Source organism: Chitinophaga barathri (genome assembly GCF_003807585.1).
Lineage (GTDB): Bacteria > Bacteroidota > Bacteroidia > Chitinophagales > Chitinophagaceae > Chitinophaga > Chitinophaga barathri.
The window spans coordinates 386,444-405,039 of sequence record NZ_RMBX01000005.1 but is presented as its reverse complement, the minus strand read 5'-3'; the positions used below and the strand labels follow the sequence as shown (position 1 = coordinate 405,039).

Annotated in this window: 15 protein-coding genes; 9 read left to right on the top strand and 6 right to left on the bottom strand. The window is 53.0% G+C overall.

All coding sequences use genetic code 11. The features are described 5' to 3' along the window. Positions 1-160: 160 nt before the first annotated feature. The 4 genes from EG028_RS11510 to EG028_RS11495 all read right to left on the bottom strand — a co-directional run bounded on the left by EG028_RS11510 (position 161) and on the right by EG028_RS11495 (position 5,868). Positions 161-550, bottom strand: coding sequence for a VOC family protein (locus EG028_RS11510; RefSeq protein ID WP_120516379.1), 390 nt, complete (start codon positions 548-550; stop codon positions 161-163). A 317-nt stretch (positions 551-867) separates the two neighbouring features. Beyond that, the gene (locus tag EG028_RS11505) at positions 868-2,559 is read right to left on the bottom strand and encodes a pyruvate dehydrogenase complex dihydrolipoamide acetyltransferase (protein WP_120516381.1); all 1,692 of its coding nucleotides are present in this window, start codon (positions 2,557-2,559) and stop codon (positions 868-870) included. Positions 2,560-2,668: 109 nt separating this feature from the next. Further along, on the bottom strand, positions 2,669-4,573 hold the full coding sequence (locus tag EG028_RS11500; protein WP_120516382.1) for a DNA polymerase III subunit gamma/tau: 1,905 nt from the start codon (positions 4,571-4,573) through the stop codon (positions 2,669-2,671). Positions 4,574-4,701: 128 nt separating this feature from the next. Beyond that, on the bottom strand, positions 4,702-5,868 hold the full coding sequence (locus EG028_RS11495) for a hypothetical protein (RefSeq protein WP_120516647.1): 1,167 nt from the start codon (positions 5,866-5,868) through the stop codon (positions 4,702-4,704). Between the two features lie 279 nt (positions 5,869-6,147). Between EG028_RS11495 and EG028_RS11490 the strand changes: the two genes are divergently transcribed. The 4 genes from EG028_RS11490 to EG028_RS11475 all read left to right on the top strand — a co-directional run bounded on the left by EG028_RS11490 (position 6,148) and on the right by EG028_RS11475 (position 10,911). Then, positions 6,148-7,395: an efflux RND transporter periplasmic adaptor subunit gene (locus EG028_RS11490; RefSeq protein ID WP_120516383.1), complete on the top strand. Its 1,248-nt coding sequence runs from the start codon at positions 6,148-6,150 to the stop codon at positions 7,393-7,395. Between the two features lie 18 nt (positions 7,396-7,413). Beyond that, positions 7,414-8,760 carry an ABC transporter permease gene (locus EG028_RS11485; RefSeq protein ID WP_120516384.1) on the top strand — a complete coding sequence of 449 codons (1,347 nt, stop codon included), beginning with the start codon at positions 7,414-7,416 and terminating at the stop codon, positions 8,758-8,760. Next, positions 8,753-10,225, top strand: a complete 1,473-nt coding sequence (locus tag EG028_RS11480; RefSeq protein ID WP_120516385.1) for a TolC family protein — start codon at positions 8,753-8,755, stop codon at positions 10,223-10,225. The genes EG028_RS11485 and EG028_RS11480 overlap by 8 nt, the downstream gene beginning before the upstream one ends. A gap of 65 nt (positions 10,226-10,290) precedes the next feature. Next, positions 10,291-10,911 (top strand): hypothetical protein, encoded by a 621-nt coding sequence (locus EG028_RS11475; protein WP_148086764.1) that lies wholly within the window; start codon positions 10,291-10,293, stop codon positions 10,909-10,911. A gap of 213 nt (positions 10,912-11,124) precedes the next feature. Here EG028_RS11475 and EG028_RS11470 read toward each other — a convergent pair whose 3' ends face one another. Continuing rightward, entirely contained in the window at positions 11,125-12,375 is a 1,251-nt protein-coding gene (locus EG028_RS11470) for an FN3 domain-containing metallophosphoesterase family protein (protein ID WP_206614430.1), read from the bottom strand. 216 nt (positions 12,376-12,591) lie between these two features. Between EG028_RS11470 and atpD the strand changes: the two genes are divergently transcribed. Together atpD and atpC are read left to right on the top strand one after the other, a co-directional pair. Beyond that, entirely contained in the window at positions 12,592-14,091 is a 1,500-nt protein-coding gene (gene atpD / locus EG028_RS11465) for a F0F1 ATP synthase subunit beta (RefSeq protein ID WP_120516387.1), read from the top strand. A 24-nt stretch (positions 14,092-14,115) separates the two neighbouring features. Further along, positions 14,116-14,367: an ATP synthase F1 subunit epsilon gene (gene atpC, locus EG028_RS11460; protein ID WP_120516388.1), complete on the top strand. Its 252-nt coding sequence runs from the start codon at positions 14,116-14,118 to the stop codon at positions 14,365-14,367. A 93-nt stretch (positions 14,368-14,460) separates the two neighbouring features. On the opposite strand, the gene EG028_RS11455 is transcribed toward atpC, so the two are convergent. Further along, positions 14,461-15,012, bottom strand: coding sequence for a YqgE/AlgH family protein (locus EG028_RS11455; protein WP_120516389.1), 552 nt, complete (start codon positions 15,010-15,012; stop codon positions 14,461-14,463). 451 nt (positions 15,013-15,463) lie between these two features. Between EG028_RS11455 and EG028_RS11450 the strand changes: the two genes are divergently transcribed. Genes EG028_RS11450 through EG028_RS11440 form a run of 3 tightly spaced genes read left to right on the top strand, consistent with a single transcriptional unit; the run spans position 15,464 to position 18,482 of the window. Beyond that, positions 15,464-16,807: a sensor histidine kinase gene (locus EG028_RS11450; protein WP_120516390.1), complete on the top strand. Its 1,344-nt coding sequence runs from the start codon at positions 15,464-15,466 to the stop codon at positions 16,805-16,807. A gap of 29 nt (positions 16,808-16,836) precedes the next feature. Then, entirely contained in the window at positions 16,837-17,643 is an 807-nt protein-coding gene (locus tag EG028_RS11445; RefSeq protein WP_120516391.1) for a HesA/MoeB/ThiF family protein, read from the top strand. 20 nt (positions 17,644-17,663) lie between these two features. Next, positions 17,664-18,482 (top strand): alpha/beta hydrolase, encoded by an 819-nt coding sequence (locus tag EG028_RS11440; protein ID WP_120516392.1) that lies wholly within the window; start codon positions 17,664-17,666, stop codon positions 18,480-18,482. Positions 18,483-18,596: the final 114 nt, after the last annotated feature.

Below are 18,596 nucleotides of genomic sequence, written 5' to 3'. Positions count from 1 at the left end.
CCACGGATATCTTAAAGGCATCTTCGTAAATGGGGGGCTTCCCCTGTCGCTTCTTTTTCATATTGGGTAGTTTGAATCTATATATTTTCTACCGCAATCTGTAAAGCTTATTTAGGAGGAGACATAGGTAAAAGCGTTCTGCCCGGGGAGGAATGAGACCCTAAGCCTCAGAATGCAGGCCTATCCGGTTACCCTCGGTATCCGTAAACACTGCCTGGTAGCCCATTTCTTTTTCGGGGGAGATCGGCGCCTTTTCGTGGAGGATGCGCCCGCCCGCGCCAGGCACCCGGTCCAGCACCTCGGTAAGGTCCGGTCCGCAATAAAGATACACTACGCAACCCCGCTGGCTGGGCACAGCGTCCGGCCCCTCTACAATCGCGCCGCCCACGCCACCGTCCCCCTCGTCGCAGGGGAACAATCCCATACGGTTACCACGGACGTGCGCTTCCAGTAGTTCGAAATTGAATACAGTGTTGTAAAACTTTCGGGCCCGATCAAAATTGCTGACAGGTATTTCAAACCATTTGAGGGCATTTTTGGGAACCTGCATTGCGTATTGTTTGGGGGAATGAATATGAATTTAATAAAATATGGGGATATTATTAGATTTTTTTCAAAAACGGAAAGAGGATGACAGCGGATTACGCTATCAAATGAAAGGAATTGATACTATTTTGACACTGTTTTTTAACACGCGGGAGAATCGGATAGTTCTAAAATGTGTTATGGAGGACATAAATACATTCCCTGCTGTTGATAATTTAATATTGATTTGGGGAGATTTTTCACGGCAAAAAGAAAGCATACAACAGCCATAAAAAAAGCCGTTCCGGGAAGGAACAGCTTTTTCTGTTATCGGGAATGTCTTTATACGAACATTGTCACCGGGTTTTCCAGGAAGCCTTTCAGCGTTACCAGGAAACGTGAGCCTACAGCGCCATCCACCGTGCGGTGGTCGCAGCTCATGGTTACTTTCATCACGTTGGTGGCTTTGAACTGGCCGTTTTCCACGATCACGGTTTCCTTGATGGCGCCTACCGCGAGGATGGCGGAGTCAGGAGGATTGATGATGGCGGTGAACTGCTCGATGCCCATCATACCCAGGTTGGATACGGTGAAGGTATTGCCGGAGTAGTCCTGCGGCTGGAGCTTTTTGTTCTTGGCTTTGTCGTTCAGCACCTTGGTTTCGGCAGCGATCTGGGAGAAGCTCTTCTGGTCCGCAAAACGGATCACGGGAACGATCAGCCCTTCGTCTACCGCTACAGCGGAACCGATGTGGATGTGGTGATTGTGACGGATGGTGTCGCCCAGCCAGCTGCTGTTCACGTCCGGGTGGAGGCGCAGCGCCATAGCGCAGGCTTTGATCACCATGTCGTTGAATGAAACTTTGGCGGGGGATACTTTATTGATGGCTTCGCGGGCTTCCATTGCCTTGTCCATGTTGATTTCCATGGTGAGGTAGAAGTGCGGTGCCTGGAATTTGCTTTCTGCAAGGCGTCGTGCGATGGCTTTGCGCATCTGCGATACGGGGGTATCGGTATGGCCTTCCTGTCCCGCGGGCGCAAATGCGGCCACTTTGGGAGCGGGTGCGCCGGGTGCGGCAGCAGGTGCTGCTGCGGGAGCGGCTTTGGAAGGTACGAAGCCGTCCACGTCTTTTTTCACGATACGGCCACCGTCCCCGCTGCCGGGTACCTGGCTGATATCGATGCCTTTTTCTTCTGCCAGCTTTTTAGCCAGGGGAGAGGCTTTCACTCTTCCGTCGGCAGATCCGCCGGCTGCAGGGGCTGCTTCCGCCGCGGGAGCGGTAGCGGCCGGCGCTGCTGAATCCGCTGCGGGTGCCGCCTGGGGGACTGCGCCGCCGCCTGATGTTTCAGCCGCGAGTATGGGTTCTACGTTTGTTCCTTTTTTACCTACTATGGCAATGATGCCGTTCACTTTAGCCACCTGGCCTTCGGGAACGCCAACATACAGCAGGGTACCATCCGCGTAACCGATCACTTCCATGGTTGCCTTGTCGGTTTCCACTTCCGCCAGCACATCGTCGGATTTAACGGTATCGCCTACTTTTTTGTTCCATGCCACGATCTTGCCTTCCGTCATGGTATCGCTCAGCAGCGGCATGCGGATCACGGTAGCGTCTTTCATGGCTGCGTCCAGGGCGCCTTTGTCTACCTGGGGAGCTGCGGCAGGAGCTGCCGGAGCGGCTTCCGCTTTAGGGGCAGGTGCGGCCTCCGCTTTGGGGGCAGGTGCGGCTGCATCTGCTTTGGGAGCGGGGGCGGCTGCGCCTCCGTTGCCTTCCAGCAGGGGTTTGTAATCTTCGCCCGGTTTCCCGACAATGGCAATGATCGCATTTACCTTGGCGGCCTTTCCTTTCTCCACACCAATATATAACAACGTGCCGTCCACATATCCCATTACCTCCATGGTGGCCTTGTCGGTCTCCACTTCAGCAATAATATCGTCGGACTTTACGGTATCGCCTACCTTCTTATGCCATTCCGCAATCACCCCTTCTGTCATCGTATCGCTTAAAAGGGGCATTCTGATAACTTCTGCCATAGTGTTTCTTCGAAATTTTGCCCAAACCTACATGTTTTTGCGCAAAAACGCAACGCATGCGGGGGGCGGGTGTTTAAAAAATAACCTATTACCCGTACCGGGCAACGGTTTAGAAATCAAGTTCCATGTTCAGTCTGTCTTTCAATTCTTTCACCAGCGGGTATTTCTCTACCATGCGCGTGAATTGCTCCCGGCTTGAGAGTGGTACCGGGCCTGTATCTGCCGTCTGCTGCTGGCTCTCGTCCAGCTGGAGGGTAAGTATAAGGGCGTTGTTGCGGAATTTTACCTTGAAAAACTCGGATATTTCCAGCTTTTCTTCTTCCATGAAGCGGTACTGTACAATGTTCCGGCTCACGATGCAGATCTCCTCGGGCCCCACCATGGAGGTTTGAGCCAGCTGGAGGTTGCCCACCACCGTCATTTTGTTCGCCTGCATGAACCGGTCTATGAACTCGTCCCAATACACGGCGATGGCGCCTGCTGTAAGGGGGATGCTGCTGGTCGCGGTGGCCGGGGACTGCTGCTGTTTGGCTGCCATGGCTTCTTTCATGGCGGCAAGGCCGGTGAGCTTGGGCCTGGCGGCACCGTTCCCGGCGCCTGTGGCCGGTGAAGGCTGTGGGGCGGTGTAGGAAGGCGTGGCCGGCTGTGAGGCCGGCGGCGTATAAGCCGGTGCCGTTTTTTCGGGTGAAGGAGTATAGGCGGCGGGCGCTTTTTCCTGCGGGGCAGTGTAAGCGGGTTGCGCGGCGCCTTTTTCCACTTCAATCGTCAATTTAGGTTCCTGTGGCTGTATTGTTTTGCTGGTAGCGGGTTTGCCGTAGATCGGCGTGGGCAGCGGGGCCCGCAGGCGCTGGGGCGCTCCTTCAGGAATCAGGTTTTTTTTTACCACTTCGCCCGTCTGGTCGTTGCTCACGAGGGTTACCGCCTGCTGGAGGTAACACAGCCTGATCAGCGCCATTTCCACGTGCAGCCTTTTGTTGCGGGCCATCCGGTAACCGATCTCGGTTTCGTTCAGCAGGTGCAGGGCCGTCACCAGGTAGGCGGAGCTTACGCGGCCGCTCATCTGTTTATAACGGTCTTTCAGGTTCGCGCTCACTTCCATGAGGTGCAACACCTTATCGTCTTTGCACACCAGCAGGTTCCGGAGGAACTCCGCCCATCCGCCCAGGAAGTTGTCCCCCTCAAATCCTTTCTGCAGCACTTCGTCGAATATCAGGAGGGCGCCGGCTATATCCTGCGCCAGTACTGATTCCATGACCCTGAAGAAATAGTCGTAATCGAGGATATTGAGGTGTTCGAGGGTGTTCTGGTAGGTGAGTTTGCCGCCGGTGAAGCTCACGATCTTGTCCAGCGTGCTGAGGGAATCCCTCATACAGCCGTCCGTTTTCTGGGCTATCAGGTGAAGGGCGTCGCCTTCGGCGGTCATATGTTCTTTGGTGACGATCTCCTGGAGATGATCCACCGTGTCCTGTATGGTGATGCGCTTAAAATCGAAGATCTGGCAGCGGCTGAGGATGGTGGGCAGGATCTTGTGTTTTTCCGTGGTGGCGAGGATAAAGATCGCGTAGGAGGGCGGCTCTTCCAGCGTTTTCAGGAACGCGTTGAAGGCCGAGGAGCTGAGCATGTGCACCTCATCGATGATATAGATCTTGTATTTACCGGCCTGGGGGGCAAAGCGCACCTGGTCCACCAGCGTCCGGATATCATCCACGGAGTTGTTAGAGGCCGCATCCAGCTCATGGATATTGAAGGAGCTGCCTTCGTTGAAGGTGCGGCAGGAGTTGCACTCATTGCAGGCCTCGCCATCTGCCTGGAGGTTCTCGCAGTTGATGGTTTTGGCCAGGATGCGCGCGCAGGTGGTTTTACCCACGCCGCGCGGACCGCAAAACAGGAAGGCATGGGCCAGCTGGTTGTTGCGGATGGCATTTTTGAGTGTAGTGGTGATATGGGCTTGCCCAACTACCGTAGAGAAGTTCTGCGGACGGTATTTGCGGGCGGATACTATAAAATTTTCCATGATGGGAGTCGCTCCTTTCCAAAAGCCGAAAGTAACGCAAAAAATAAAAAGTAAAAAGGGAAAAAGCTCGCGCCAGCCACCATGGCCCATCGGGCTATTTCAGGCCGGCACGGATGTTTTCGCGGCCTTTACTTCAGGATGGGGTGGCGCTTAAATTCCTTCGTCCGGTCGAACAGGTAGCGGAAAGTGATCAGCCGCCGGCTGGGATAGGCCCCGAGGTTCTGGCCGATATTCATCATTTTCGGGTTAAAATCCCCGATCCACTGCATTTCATAGTCATCATACAGGTTCTGCTCCTGTATCACTTTTACGCCCCCTTCCACGATAATATAGGCATCCACGCCCTTTGCCTGGAACTCCGGCACCACGCCAAACACGATGCCGGTGAACTTGCGGCAGGCGCCCGTCATCTTCAGCCAGAGGAATTGCAGCTTTTGCAGGAGGCCGAATTTGCCGCCCATATGTTTGAAATACTGGTTCAGCTCCGGCAGGTTGATCCAGATGGCGATCGGGTCTTCCTTATAATAGGCGAACCATACGATCTTTTCATCCAGCACGGGTTTCATCTTTTTGAACAGGAGCATGGTCTGCTCCTTCGTGATCTCCTTGCCGCCGCCATGCTGGGCCCAGGCTTTGTTGTAGACGGTCGTGAAATCCTGCGCGTATTTTTCGAGGTTCTTTTTATCAATATGCCGGGCGGAATAGTCCGGGTCCTCCGCCAGGGCGGCATGACGCTCATAAAACTTGTCCTGTATGCGGTTTTTTACGTCCAGTGCAAAACAGACCTGGTTAAAGAAAGGCTCAAAACCATATCCCTCGAAAAGGTTGCGGTAATAAGGAGGGTTGTAGGCCATGCCGTACGGCGGGTTCACAAACCCTTCCACCTGGAGGCCCCACCAGCGGTCGCGGTCCCCGAAGTTGACCGGCCCGTCCATGGCGCCCATACCTCTTTCTTCCAGCCATTGTTTCGCCGTGTCGAACAGGAGGTTCGCCGCCCGCTGGTCGTTGATGCAGTCAAAAAAGCCCACCCCGCCGGTGAGTTGTTCGTCCCCGAGGGTTTTATATTTTTTATTCACAAAAGCGGCGATGCGGCCGGTGAACCTGCCGTTTTCGTCCTTCATCACCCATCTCACCAGCTCGCCAAAACGGAAAGCCTTGTTCCTTGCCGGGTCGAATACATCTGTTATATCCTTGTCCAGCGGCTGTATCCAGCCTTCGTGATCCTTGTTCAGCGTGACATGTACATCCAGGAATTCCCGGGCTGTGCGGGCATCGTTTACCACAAATAATTTCATCAGGGACATTTGGGCAAAAATAAAAGTAATTGTGAGACCGTTATCAGGGAAATGCAAATTGTTGTGTATGAGCACCGAGTGAAGTCTATCCCTTATAAAACGCTGTTTATAATGCAAATCCCTCTATCCGTCACAATTAACGTTTCGTTTAGTATTCCCCGTATATTTTTATGGAATCGTTGAACCCGTGCATCTAGATAAAATTCCATGTTTAGCCGAAGCCGTGCGTAATTAATAAGTAGCTATTCACCCTTGTATATACCACACACTAATTGACCTATGTTTAAGAAAAAATGGTGGCTTATTGCCGCGTTACTCCTCGTTTGTACGATTACCGCGTATTTTGTTTTCGGTAAAAAGGCCGCCGGCCCCAGTGCCGTAGCTAAAGTGAAAAAAGAAAACTTCCGGGACGTGGTGGTCAGCCCCGGCGAACTGATGGCCGAAAACACGGTGTACATCCAGTCACCACCCCTCCAGACCCACCAGATCTACGAAGAGATCAAAATCCAGGACATGGTTACGGAAGGTATCACCGTCAAGGAAGGGGACTACATCGCCACGCTGGACCCCGCTGTGGTGAACAAAAAGATCGGGGACGTACAGATGGAGCTGGACCGTTCCATCACCACCCTGTCCCAGACCGCGCTGGACACCACGCTCCAGATGCGCGAATCCCGCGACAATATCACCAACCTCAAGTTCCAGATGGAACAGAAAAAGATCGCGCTGGAGCTGAGCAAATTCGAGCCGCCCGCTACCATCCGCCAGGCAGAACTGGACCTGGAGAAGGCAGACCGTGATTTTAAACAGCTGGGCGAAAAATACAAGATCCAGCAGCGGCAGGCTTCCGCCAAAATGGAACAGGCCGCCAGGGAAGTGAAACGTAAGCAGGAGCAGCTGGCCGCGCTGGAAGACCTCCGCAACAATTTCCGCATCACCGCACCCAAAAAAGGATTGCTGGTATATATCCCCGATTATGCCACCGGCGGCAAAAAGAAAGCAGGCTCCGCCATCCGCTCCTGGGACCCGCGCATCTGTATGTTGCCCGACCTGAGCAGCATGTTGTCCAAAACCTATATCAACGAGGTGGACATCAGCAAGATCAAAAAAGAACAGAAAGTGTCCATGGGCCTGGATGCCTTCCCCGAGGTGAAACTCACCGGCATCGTGACCTCCGTGGCCAATATCGGTGAAAACCGCCCCGGTTCCAATGCAAAAGTATTCGAAGTGCTCATCAAGCTGGACAAAGTGGACTCCATCCTCAAACCCGGCATGACCACCTCCAACAATATCCTTATCAATCAAGTGCCTAACAAGCTCACCATCCCGCTGGAAGCCGTATTCAGCGAAAAATCCAAAAGCTTCGTATACCTGCGCAGGGGCAACTCCATCGAAAAGCGCGAAGTGAAGCTGGGTAAGAGCAACGATGAAGTAGTGATCGTTGACAAAGGGCTTGAAGCGGGGGACGAAGTATACATGTCCGAGCCGGAATCCGCCAAGAACCACACTCTCGTCGTTTTAAAATAACCTCATAAAACAGACATTATGCGAAAATTATGGGGTACCCGTAACATGAACAATCTGGGCATTGCGCTGGATTCGCTCGTGGCCAACAGGCTGCGGTCTTTCCTGACTGCCCTGGGCATTATATTCGGCGTAGGCGCGGTGATAGCCATGCTGGCCATCGGCAAGGGCGCGAAAGAAGAGATCATGAACCAGATGAAACTGGTGGGCGTGAATAACATTGTGATCAAACCCTTGCTGGAAGAGAAAAAAGAGGAAGACGAAAAAACAAACAAAGAAGCGGGCGGGCAGGAAAAGGACAAAAAGAAATTCTCCAAAGGCCTGAGCCTTGAAGATGCGCACAGCATCCAGCGGATGGTGCCCACCGTGGACGCCATCAGCCCGGAGATGATCCTGGACCAGGACATGATCTACAACGGCAAAAGCAAAAAGCTGAAAATGGTGGGCGTGGAGCCCGCGTTTTTTGAGCTCAACAATATCGGTCTTTCCGAAGGAAAGATGTTCAACCACGAGCAGCTGGTAGTGGGTGACGGCGTATGTATCATCGGCGCCGGCGTGAAAAGAAAGTTCTTTTTGTCCGAAGACCCTTTGGGTAAAACCATCAAATGCGGCCAGCAATGGCTGAAGGTGATCGGCGTAACCGATGAAAAGCTGATCAGCAGCGCCACCAAGGAAAACCTCGGTATCAGGGATTACAACATGGACGTATATGTGCCCATCCAGACCACGCTCACCCGTTACCGCAACCCGGCTATCCGGATCGAGCAGCGCAGCTGGTTTGAAGAAGGGGGAGGCCAGCAGCCGCCGGACATGCCGCTGCACCAGCTGGACCAGCTGGTCGTAAAAATAGCGCAACCAGAACAGCTTACGGAATCCGCCGGCATCATCAGCCGCATGTTGAAACGCCGCCACTCGGACGTGATGGATTTTGAAGTATCCATCCCCGAGCAATTGCTCCAGCAGCAGCAGAAAACCAAAGATGTGTTTAACATCGTACTGAGCGCCATCGCGGGCATTTCCCTGCTGGTGGGCGGCATCGGTATTATGAACATCATGCTGGCCAGCGTGCTGGAACGTACCAAAGAGATCGGTATCAGGATGGCATTGGGCGCGCAGAAGCGCGACATCGTGATGCAGTTCCTTTTTGAAGCCGTGCTGATCAGCCTCAGCGGCGGCATCATCGGTATTATCCTTGGCGTGGCCGGGGCCTATACGGTGGACAAAGTGGCGGACATCCGCACGATCATCTCCGCGATCTCCATCCTGTTATCCTTTGTGCTGGCCTCTTCCGTAGGTCTCATCTTTGGTATCTCTCCCGCGCGCAAGGCGGCAAACCAGAACCCAATTGAATGTTTACGACATGCTTAAATTCAGATTCACAATAGCCTGCCTGCTGGGCAGTGCACCCTTTACCGTGTCCCAGGCGCAGGAACAATTAGTATTACAGGAAGTAGTGGCCACCGCGCAGCGCAACTCCCCCAGTTATTACCGTGCGCAAAGCCGCGCGCTGAACTCGCTGTACGCTTACCGCTATTTCAGGGCGGGGCAGCTGCCGCAGCTTGTACTGGGCATCAATAACAGCAGCAGCCCCTTCGGCGAAACAGTGGAGGTGCTGCAGCCCGATGGTAAAGTGGAATATGTACGCCGCTCCACCTCCAATACAGCCGTGAACCTTGGCCTCCGCCAGAATGTGCCCTGGACCGGCGGTACCTTTTCCGTACAGTCGAACCTGAACCGCTTTGACGAATTCACCGGTACCACCAAGACCAATTACCTGGCCACGCCCTTTTCCATCAACTACAACCAGCCCAGTATCGTATACAACCCGTTTTACTGGGAGCGTAAGATATCGCCCATCGCCTACGATGAAAGCAAACGCCAGTACATCGAAGACCTGGAGACGGTAGCGCTGGACGGGGCTTCGCTGTTTTTCGAAGCACTGTCCGCCCAGACGCAGGAACGTATTTACCAGCAGAACGTGGCCAACCAGGATACCCTGTTCAAAATATCCCAGGGCCGCTTTGACCTCGGCAGGATCGCGGAAAACGAACTGCTGCAGATAGAGCTCAGCCTGCTGAACGCCCGTAATACCCTGGAGCAGGCCACCCTGCAAAAGGAAATGGCCTACCAGGAACTGAAAAGGTTCCTGAACATGCCCAAAGATGCGGCGATCCAGCTCACGGCTCCCGCCGTCGTCCCGCTGTTCAGCGTGCCGCTGGACAAAGCGGTGGCTGAAGCGGGGAACAACCGGCAGTCTGTGCTCGAATTCCGCCGCAGAAGGCTGGAAGCCGAGCAAGACGTGGCCGAAGCCCGCGCTTACAGTGGTTATGAGTTTAATCTCCGCGCGCAGCTGGGGCAGACCAATAACGGGACCACCTTTGGCGGGGTATATTCCGGCGGGGAGATCCAGCAGAACTTCGCCGTGGGCATCGGCATCCCGCTGCTGGACTGGGGCCGCGCCCGCTACAGGGTACGCCAGGCCAAGGCGAACCGTGATCTGATAGAAATTGACATACAACAGGCCGAACGCCAGTTTGAACAGGAGGTATACCTGCAAACCCAGCAGTTCAACATTCAGAAGAACCTGCTGGCCAGCGCCACCAAAGCGGATACTATCGCGCGCCTGCGGTACGAGATCACCAAGGCCCGGTATATGATCGGCAAGATCAGCATCACGGACCTGAACCTTGCGCAAAGCGAAAAAGACCAGGCTTCGCAGAGTTATGTATTTGCACTCCGCAACTTCTGGAGGGCCTATTACACGGTGCGCAGGCTCACGCTGTACGACTTTGAAAGGAATGAGAAGATACGCTACGAGTTTACCGAGAAATAAAGGTTAGCTGAGAACGGTGCCGGGTTTCGAATGAAATCCGGCATTATTTTTTCTATTACTGCCGTATGAGTCAAAGATGGATAGTACCTGTTATCATGCTTTTTATGATTGCCATACTGGTGGTGAAGTCCTGCCGGGACCAGCGGAAAGCCAAAGAGCTGCTGCGGGTGAACGAGCAGTTGCTGAATGAGAACCGGGACCTGAAGAACAGTTTAACCCTGAGCAACCGCACTGCGGAGCAGATCGCCGGCCGCAAGGACATGCAGGTGCAGGCCCAGGCCACGTTTGTGGACCGCAGGGAATATTTCCGCAAAAACTGGAAACAATACATATCGCTGAACACGGGGGATTATAAGACAGGTTTCCTGGGGGGTATCAAAAACCTGGAGATCACACTGCGCAACCAGACGGAATACCCGGTGGACAATGCCGTGGTGATGGTGGAGTACGTGAGGGGGAATGGCGATGTGTTCAAAAGCGAGCCTTATACGATCCACAACATACCGGCAAAAGGGGTGCAGACCGTACATGCGTCCAACAGCAGGAAGGGCACGAAGGTGAACATCCGGCTGATCAGCGTTACCAGCCAGGCGATGAACTTCTGCTGGAGCCACGATAAAAAGGTAATGCCCGGCGACCAGGACCCCTGGGCCTGCGTGGCCGCCGCCAAGCCGCTTCCACAGTAATTCATTTCTGAAAGTAACTAAGCCGTCATTGCGAGGAGCAGCGGGGAGGCGTGTGCAGGAGCCGCGACGAAGCAATCTCCCAATATTGGAGTACGTCACTTCCATGAAGGAGATTGCTTCGTCGCCCCTCCCGCTTTGGCTCTGCTGCTTCTCGCAATGACGTTGCCGGGCAATCACGTTGTGAAGCCGGGTAGCGTCATTGTAAGCGGTTTATTAACCCCTCTTGCTCTTCAGGTCCACACGGCCCATTTCAGACCCGTCATCTTTCAGCATCACCAGGCTCAGGTCCTTTTCGGTGGCCTTTACTTTGATGAGCGTGCGGTTGCCGTCTTTCGGGCCGCCGCCGATCACGATCGGGTAGGAGTGCTGGCCCGCTACCGGCTGGTGAATGCCGGGGCGGTGAGTATGCCCGGCTATGAACAGGTCGATCTTTGACTGTTCGAAGATAGGCCCGAAATGTTTGCGGCATTCCATCGGCCCGTGCCAGTCGCCGGAATAATAGTGCGGGATGTGCATCATTACCACGCGGAACTTCGCTTTTTTGAAAGCGGGGGACAGTACGACCTGTTTCAGGTTCTCCGCCTGCTGGCGGCGGTATTCGTCAAAATCCACGATGCCCGCGTATACGGGATGCGTGTCTTCCTTGTCTTCGCCGGTGTCCAGCACGGTGAAATGCACCGGGCCCCATTGTTTGGCGAAAATGTACGGCCCGTCGAAGTAATTGGCCAGCTCACGGCGGTATTTGCCACGGGTTTCGTGGTTGCCGCGGGTGAACAGGAAGGGCTTTTCAGCAGCGAAGGTTTTGCTGAGCGGCGTGAGCAGGTGATCGAGGATCTGCTGCTCATCTTCCTGGTAGTCGAACATATCGCCGTTCAGGAACACAAAGTCGTAAGGATCTTTGTTCAGGGCCATGAGATGGGGGAAACTATCCGCCCCGCGGTCATGTATATCGTTGAATACCAGCCAGCTCACCTCTTTCGGGTTTTTGGCCGGGGTGGTAAAGGAGAAGGTATCCGAGGTGATGGTTTCCCCGTAGGTGAGTTTATAAGGCCTGAATTCCGTGATCTCTTTGGACAGGACCTTGTAATGATAGGTGGTGCCGGGCTTCAGGTTGCTGAGGCGGATGCTGTGCAGCCTGTCGTAGGAGTCCACGATACCCGCCTGTATGTTGCGGGCGGTGCTGCCGAGCGCATTGGTTTCGCCGTATTCCACCCAGCTGTAGGTGGGTTTGTTGCTCATCCACATCACGGTCATGGCCGTGGGCCCGGGATTCTGGAGATAAGGCTGGCAGAGGAAGGCGTGTTCGCCTTCGGTGAAGGCCTTTTCAGCCTCCCGCATCTCTTCTTCGGTGGTGGCTGCTGCCACGCGGGCTACGGGTGAGAGGCCGATAGCGCCGAGAATGCCTGCTTTGGTGATGTTGCCGAGGAAATTCCTGCGGTTTAATGAGGGCTTATCTTGTATCATGATAAAGAGTAATTGAACGATAAAAATAACAGGCGTTGTTTAGAAATCATATCTTATTGCCGAAACTTAATATATTTGTAACCCCATGACCCAAAACCTGACGAAAATCACCCCAATCATATTTCCGGAATTTTGGGTTTTCTGGCTTCAATGATTACCTTTGCGCGAAATTTTGCATCAGCACATTTACTTGCATTCTATAAACTTCTAAGAAATATGCCTAACACAGGTAAGATCAAACAAATCATCGGTCCCGTTGTGGACGTGCATTTTGAAGGAAAATTGCCCGAAATTTATAACTCCCTCTACCTGATCCGTGAGAACGGTCAGAAAGTGGTGCTGGAAGTTCAGCAGCACCTCGGGGAAGACAGCGTTCGTACGGTAGCCATGGATTCCACTGACGGCCTGGTACGCGGTATGGAAGTTGTTGATAACGAGGCGCCTATCAAAATGCCTACCGGTGAGGCCATCAAAGGCCGTTTGTTCAACGTGGTAGGTGAGGCGATTGACGGTCTTGGCCAGCTGGACAACACCAATGGCGCTCCCATCCACCGTCAGCCCCCCCGTTTTGAGGACCTCGCTACCGATACCGAAGTGCTTTTCACTGGTATCAAAGTGATCGACCTGATCGAACCTTACGCAAAAGGTGGTAAGATCGGTCTGTTCGGCGGTGCGGGTGTAGGTAAAACCGTATTGATCCAGGAACTGATCAACAATATCGCAAAAGGCCACGCCGGTCTCTCCGTATTTGCGGGTGTAGGTGAGCGTACCCGTGAAGGGAATGACCTGATGCGCGAAATGATCGAAGCGAACATCGTTCGTTACGGCGATAAATTCAAAGAATCCATGGAACATGGCGGCTGGGATCTGGCCTCTGTGGACAAGGAAGAACTGAAAGGCTCACAGGCTACCTTCGTATTCGGCCAGATGAACGAACCTCCCGGCGCCCGTGCCCGTGTGGCCCTCTCCGGTCTTACCATGGCGGAATACTTCCGTGATGGCGACGGTACAGCAGGCAGCGGCCGCGACATCCTGTTCTTCGTAGACAACATCTTCCGTTTCACCCAGGCAGGTTCCGAAGTATCCGCCCTGTTAGGCCGTATGCCTTCAGCGGTAGGTTACCAGCCCACCCTGGCCACCGAAATGGGTCTGATGCAGGAACGTATCACTTCCACCAAAAACGGCTCCATTACCTCCGTACAGGCGGTGTACGTACCCGCGGATGACCTGACGGATCCGGCTCCCGCTACTACCTTCTCCCACCTGGATGCTACCACCGTACTGTCCCGTAAGATCGCGGATAAGGGTATTTACCCCGCTGTGGATCCCCTGGATTCCACCAGCCGTATCCTGAGCCCTTCCGTAGTAGGTGAATCTCATTACAACACCGCACAGCGCGTGAAAATGATCCTCCAGCGCTACAAAGAGCTGCAGGACATCATCGCCATCCTGGGTATGGACGAGCTGAGCGACGACGATAAACTGACCGTATCCCGCGCCCGCCGTGTGGAACGTTTCCTGAGCCAGCCCTTCCACGTAGCGGAGCAGTTCACCGGTCTGAAAGGTGTACTGGTTCCCATCGAGGAAACCATCCGTGGTTTTAATATGATCATGGACGGAGAAGTGGACGAGTATCCTGAAGCTGCCTTCAACCTCGTAGGTACCATCGACGATGCTATCGAGAAAGGTAAGAAGATGATGTCTGCCGCTAAATAAGGCTTCTAAACAAAACCGATTAACATGTTATTGGAAATATTAACACCGGAAAAAAAGCTGTACACAGGAGAAGTATACGGCATCCAGCTGCCGGGCACAGACGGGTCCTTTGAAGTACTGGACCGCCACGCCCCGCTGATCGCCGCCCTGGGTAAAGGCAAAATGAAGGTGCTGAAAGATAAAAGCCACACGCAGCTGTTCACCATCGAAGGCGGCTTCGTAGAGGTGCTGAATAACAAAGCGACGGTGCTGGTAGAAGGCGCTACAGCCTTGTAATTCACCCGAAGGCATATATTTGAAAGGCCGGGCTTAATGCCCGGCCTTTTTGTTTATGTCCATTGTGAGGAGCAGCGGGGGATATGCTGGTCATCAGTTCAGCGAAGGGTCTATCGGGAAGTTCGCCATCATGGCGAAATTGTTCCCCATATTCTGCAGGCTCTGTTTCCAGATCTCCTGCTCGTCTCCCGAGAAAAGCAAAGGAGGGTTGATGCGGCTCAGTATCCAGCTCTTTTCGGTCAGTTCTCCCTCCAGCTGACCACTGCTCCAGCCGGAGTACCCGATAAAGAATTTGATCTTCTGAAGGTCCAGCTCGCCCCTGTTCAACAATTCTACAACTGTGGCGAAATCTCCACCCCAATAAATACCGGGAAACACCTCGAAGCCCCCTTCTATCAGTTCAGGCATCTGGTGAATGAAATGAATGGTGTCCATCTGTACGGGGCCACCGAAATAAACGGGGATATTGGGGGTTAATACCGCGGGGATCAGTTCATCCAGCCGCTGATCGAATTGCCTGTTCACCACGAAGCCAAAACTGCCTTCATCCTGGTGTTCACACAGCAGGACTACGGTGCGGGCAAAATTCGGGTCTTTCAGAAAAGGGTCCGCGATCAGCAATATACCAGGCGCAAGTGTTTCCATGACTTACCGTTTTTCCTTAAGCTCTAACCAAATTTAACCAACAAAAGCCAAACCAGTCGTTATTTTTTCGATAATATGCGGGAAACCAGCAGGATGTATAAGAGGGTATAAATAAAAAAAAAGGGACCTAGACAGATCCCTTACCATTTTATCAACCAAAATCTAAATCGCTTATGGAACGAATCCACGTCGATGTATGTAGAAAGTTTATTCGCTTTTTTGTATTTGTTATATAGTATCAAATTTGGTACCAGATAACATTGCAAAGATAAGGGGACAACCAATAATTATAGCATAAATTCTGCGTTAAAATTACGTTAAAGTGATGTTTTTTAACATATATCACTACAGATAAGGCTTTTCAGGGTTTAATTTTGTATCATAGTTGCTATAGCAAACAGTTTCCCCCGTGGGGAAATTCGCTATATTTAGCGTTTTATAGATCCGTAACATGTTGCCACTAAAGAAGATATTTCCTGTCATAATTGCCCTGATCACCTTGTCCCTGCTGGGGATCATTTATATCCAGTATAGCTGGATCCTGAATGCCGCCCACATCAAAAAGGAAGAAAAGGAACAGAAAATGGTGGACGCCGTAGAGGCTGTCCGCAATGAACTGATGAGCCGCGCACTCGCGCCCATCGCACGTATCAAGATCGACCGCTTTAAACAGGACGGCGCATCTAACCGCCTTACGCTGGAGCCGGTCACGGACGGTATCATCAAACCGACCATACCCGTAAGCGCCCAGTTTGAAGGAACAGAAGTGTCCGGCCTGCTGAAAAGGGCCATGAAAGAACGTAAGCTGGATACCATGTTCGAATTCGGTATCGTAAGCAACGCGCTGATACAGATGTACTCCTCCAACTTTATTGAAAGGCTGAACAAACGGGATACGGATTCCGCGCTGTACCAGGAGATCATCGTGCCGCTGGCTGAAAATATCAATTCGCCCACCTTTGAAGTACTGCACGTATTTGTGCCGCAGAGCAGCCTGACCGTCTTTAAATCCCTTGGCTGGATGATCTTTGGCGGTATCCTGTTCACCGCCATCATCGTCACGGCATTCGCGCTTACGATACGGACGATGCTCGGGCAAAAGAAACTATCAGAGATCAAAAGCGACTTTATCAACAACATGACGCACGAGCTGAAAACGCCATTGGCTACCATTTCGCTGGCCATAGACGCTATCGGCAACGAACGCGTGATGGACAATAAAGACAAGATCCGTTACTTCTCGGGCATCATCAAGGAAGAGAACAAACGCATGAACAAACAGGTGGAATCCATCCTGAATTCCGCGCTCATGGAGAAAGAAGAACTGACGCTCAACCTTCAGCCGATAGACGTGCACCAGGTGATCACCAGCACGGTGGAGAACCTGCAATTGCAGCTGGAAGGGAAAAACGGGAAGGTGGACCTTCAGCTGAATGCCATCCAGCCCATCATCAAAGCGGATGAAGTACACTTCTCCAATCTCATTTTTAACCTGCTGGACAACGCGATCAAATATTCGAAAGACAACCTGGAAGTGCGCATCACTACCGCCACTACACGCAAATTCCTCGTAATCTCCATTGCAGACAACGGCATTGGCATGAGCAGGGATACCGTATCCAGGATATTCGAGAAGTTTTACCGCGCGCATACCGGCAACGTTCACAACGTAAAAGGGTTCGGGCTGGGGCTTACTTATGTGAAAGCCATTGTGGATGCGCATAAGGGCCGCATCAAAGTGGAAAGTATTTTAGGGAGGGGAAGCCGCTTCACGATGGAGTTTCCGCAGGAGTAGGCTATCTTTGCACGAGTAACAGAAAGAGCATGTTGTCAGAAAAAGAACTGGAAAGATATAAGCACCCGATTGCGGTGCCGGGCATGGGAGTAGGCTTGCAGGAAAAATTGAAGCAAAGCCGGGTATTGGTGATAGGCGCGGGCGGCCTCGGCAGCCCGGTGATACAATACCTCAGCGCGTCGGGCGTAGGCGTGATAGGCATTGCGGACTATGGCGTGATACTCGAGGAAGACATGCACCGCCAGCCCCTCTACAATATGCAGGACCTGCGTAAACACAAAGCCAAAATGGCCGCCAGCAGGCTCTTTTCCCTCAACCCCTGGAACAAACATTACCCGTTACTTATACAGGTACGGCCGGACAATGCCAAACAGGTGTTCAGCGGTTTCGACCTTATCGTGGACTGCTCGCAGCACCGCGCTACCCACCTGGTGGTGAACGATGCCTGCATCCTGCTGGACAAACCTTTTGTGACCGGCGAAGTACACAACTGGATGGCCTGGTGGGGCGGATTCAATATGAAGCCGGACAACAATCCCATACTCGCCTCTTACCGCTGCAACGAATACCTGCTGGACGAGTTCCGCAACTTCGACGCCGGGGCCATGGGCGCCACTCACGGCGCCACCGCGCTGCTGATGGTGAACGAGATCATCAAATACCTCGCGGATGTGCCGGGCCTTGCGGGCAAACTGCATACGTTCAATTACCTGCACCAGCAGTTCACCGTCACGGACCTCTCCAGCGACCCGGAAAAGATCGCCGCGGTGAAGGAAACCGGCCTGCTCACCCCGGATGAATACGGGCTGGAAGTAGTGCCGGACGTAGAAGATTAAGCCAAATAAAGTCACTTCATATGCCAATGCCTGACCTCCGGAAAAATTTAAAAAAGATCGCGCTCTGGGCCATCGGCATTTACCTGGCCGCGGGGCTGGCGCTGTACTTTGTACAGGACAAGCTGATCTTTCACCCGGAGGTGCTGCCGGCCAATTACCAATACAAGTTTGACATTCCTTTCCAGGAACTGCTGATACCCGTTAATAAAAAAGTGAAGCTGAGCGCCGTACTCTTTAAGGCGGAACGCCCGAGGGGGATGGTGCTGTACTTTCACGGGAACTCGGCCAACATCAACCGCTACGCGCAATACATGCCGGAATTCACCCGCAATGGATACGATGTACTGATCATGGATTACCGGGAATTCGGGAAAAGCACCGGCCGGCTTACGGAAGCGGCGCTGTATGAAGATGCTCTGCTGATGTACAAAGTGGCCCGCAGCCGTTTTGCGCCTTGGCAGATCGTGATCTACGGACGGTCCCTGGGTACGGGCATTGCAGCGCAACTGGCCTCTGTGAGGGATTGCAGGCGGCTTATACTGGAATCGCCCTATTACAGCCTGTCCGATGTGGCCGCGTCTTCCATTCCCATTTACCCGCACAGCCTCATGCTGGAATATAAACTGCCTACAAACGAATTCCTGCCCAAAGTAGCGGCGCCCGTAGCCGCATTCCATGGCACGAAAGATGAAACAATTCCTTATTCTTCGGGGAAAAAGCTGGCGGAAGAGTGTTTTAAGCCCGGGGACACCCAGTTTACCCTGAAAGGCGGCAAACATAACAACCTGCACGACTATCCGCTGTTCCAGGCCAAACTGGATTCATTACTGAAGCTGTAATCAGCATCAACCCCGCATCAAGTCCGCCTCATGTCCGTAACTCCTATAGTAATCATATAGTTATCATAGTACTTTCCCATAACGATACCTCATATCTGATTGAGTACCAGGTCG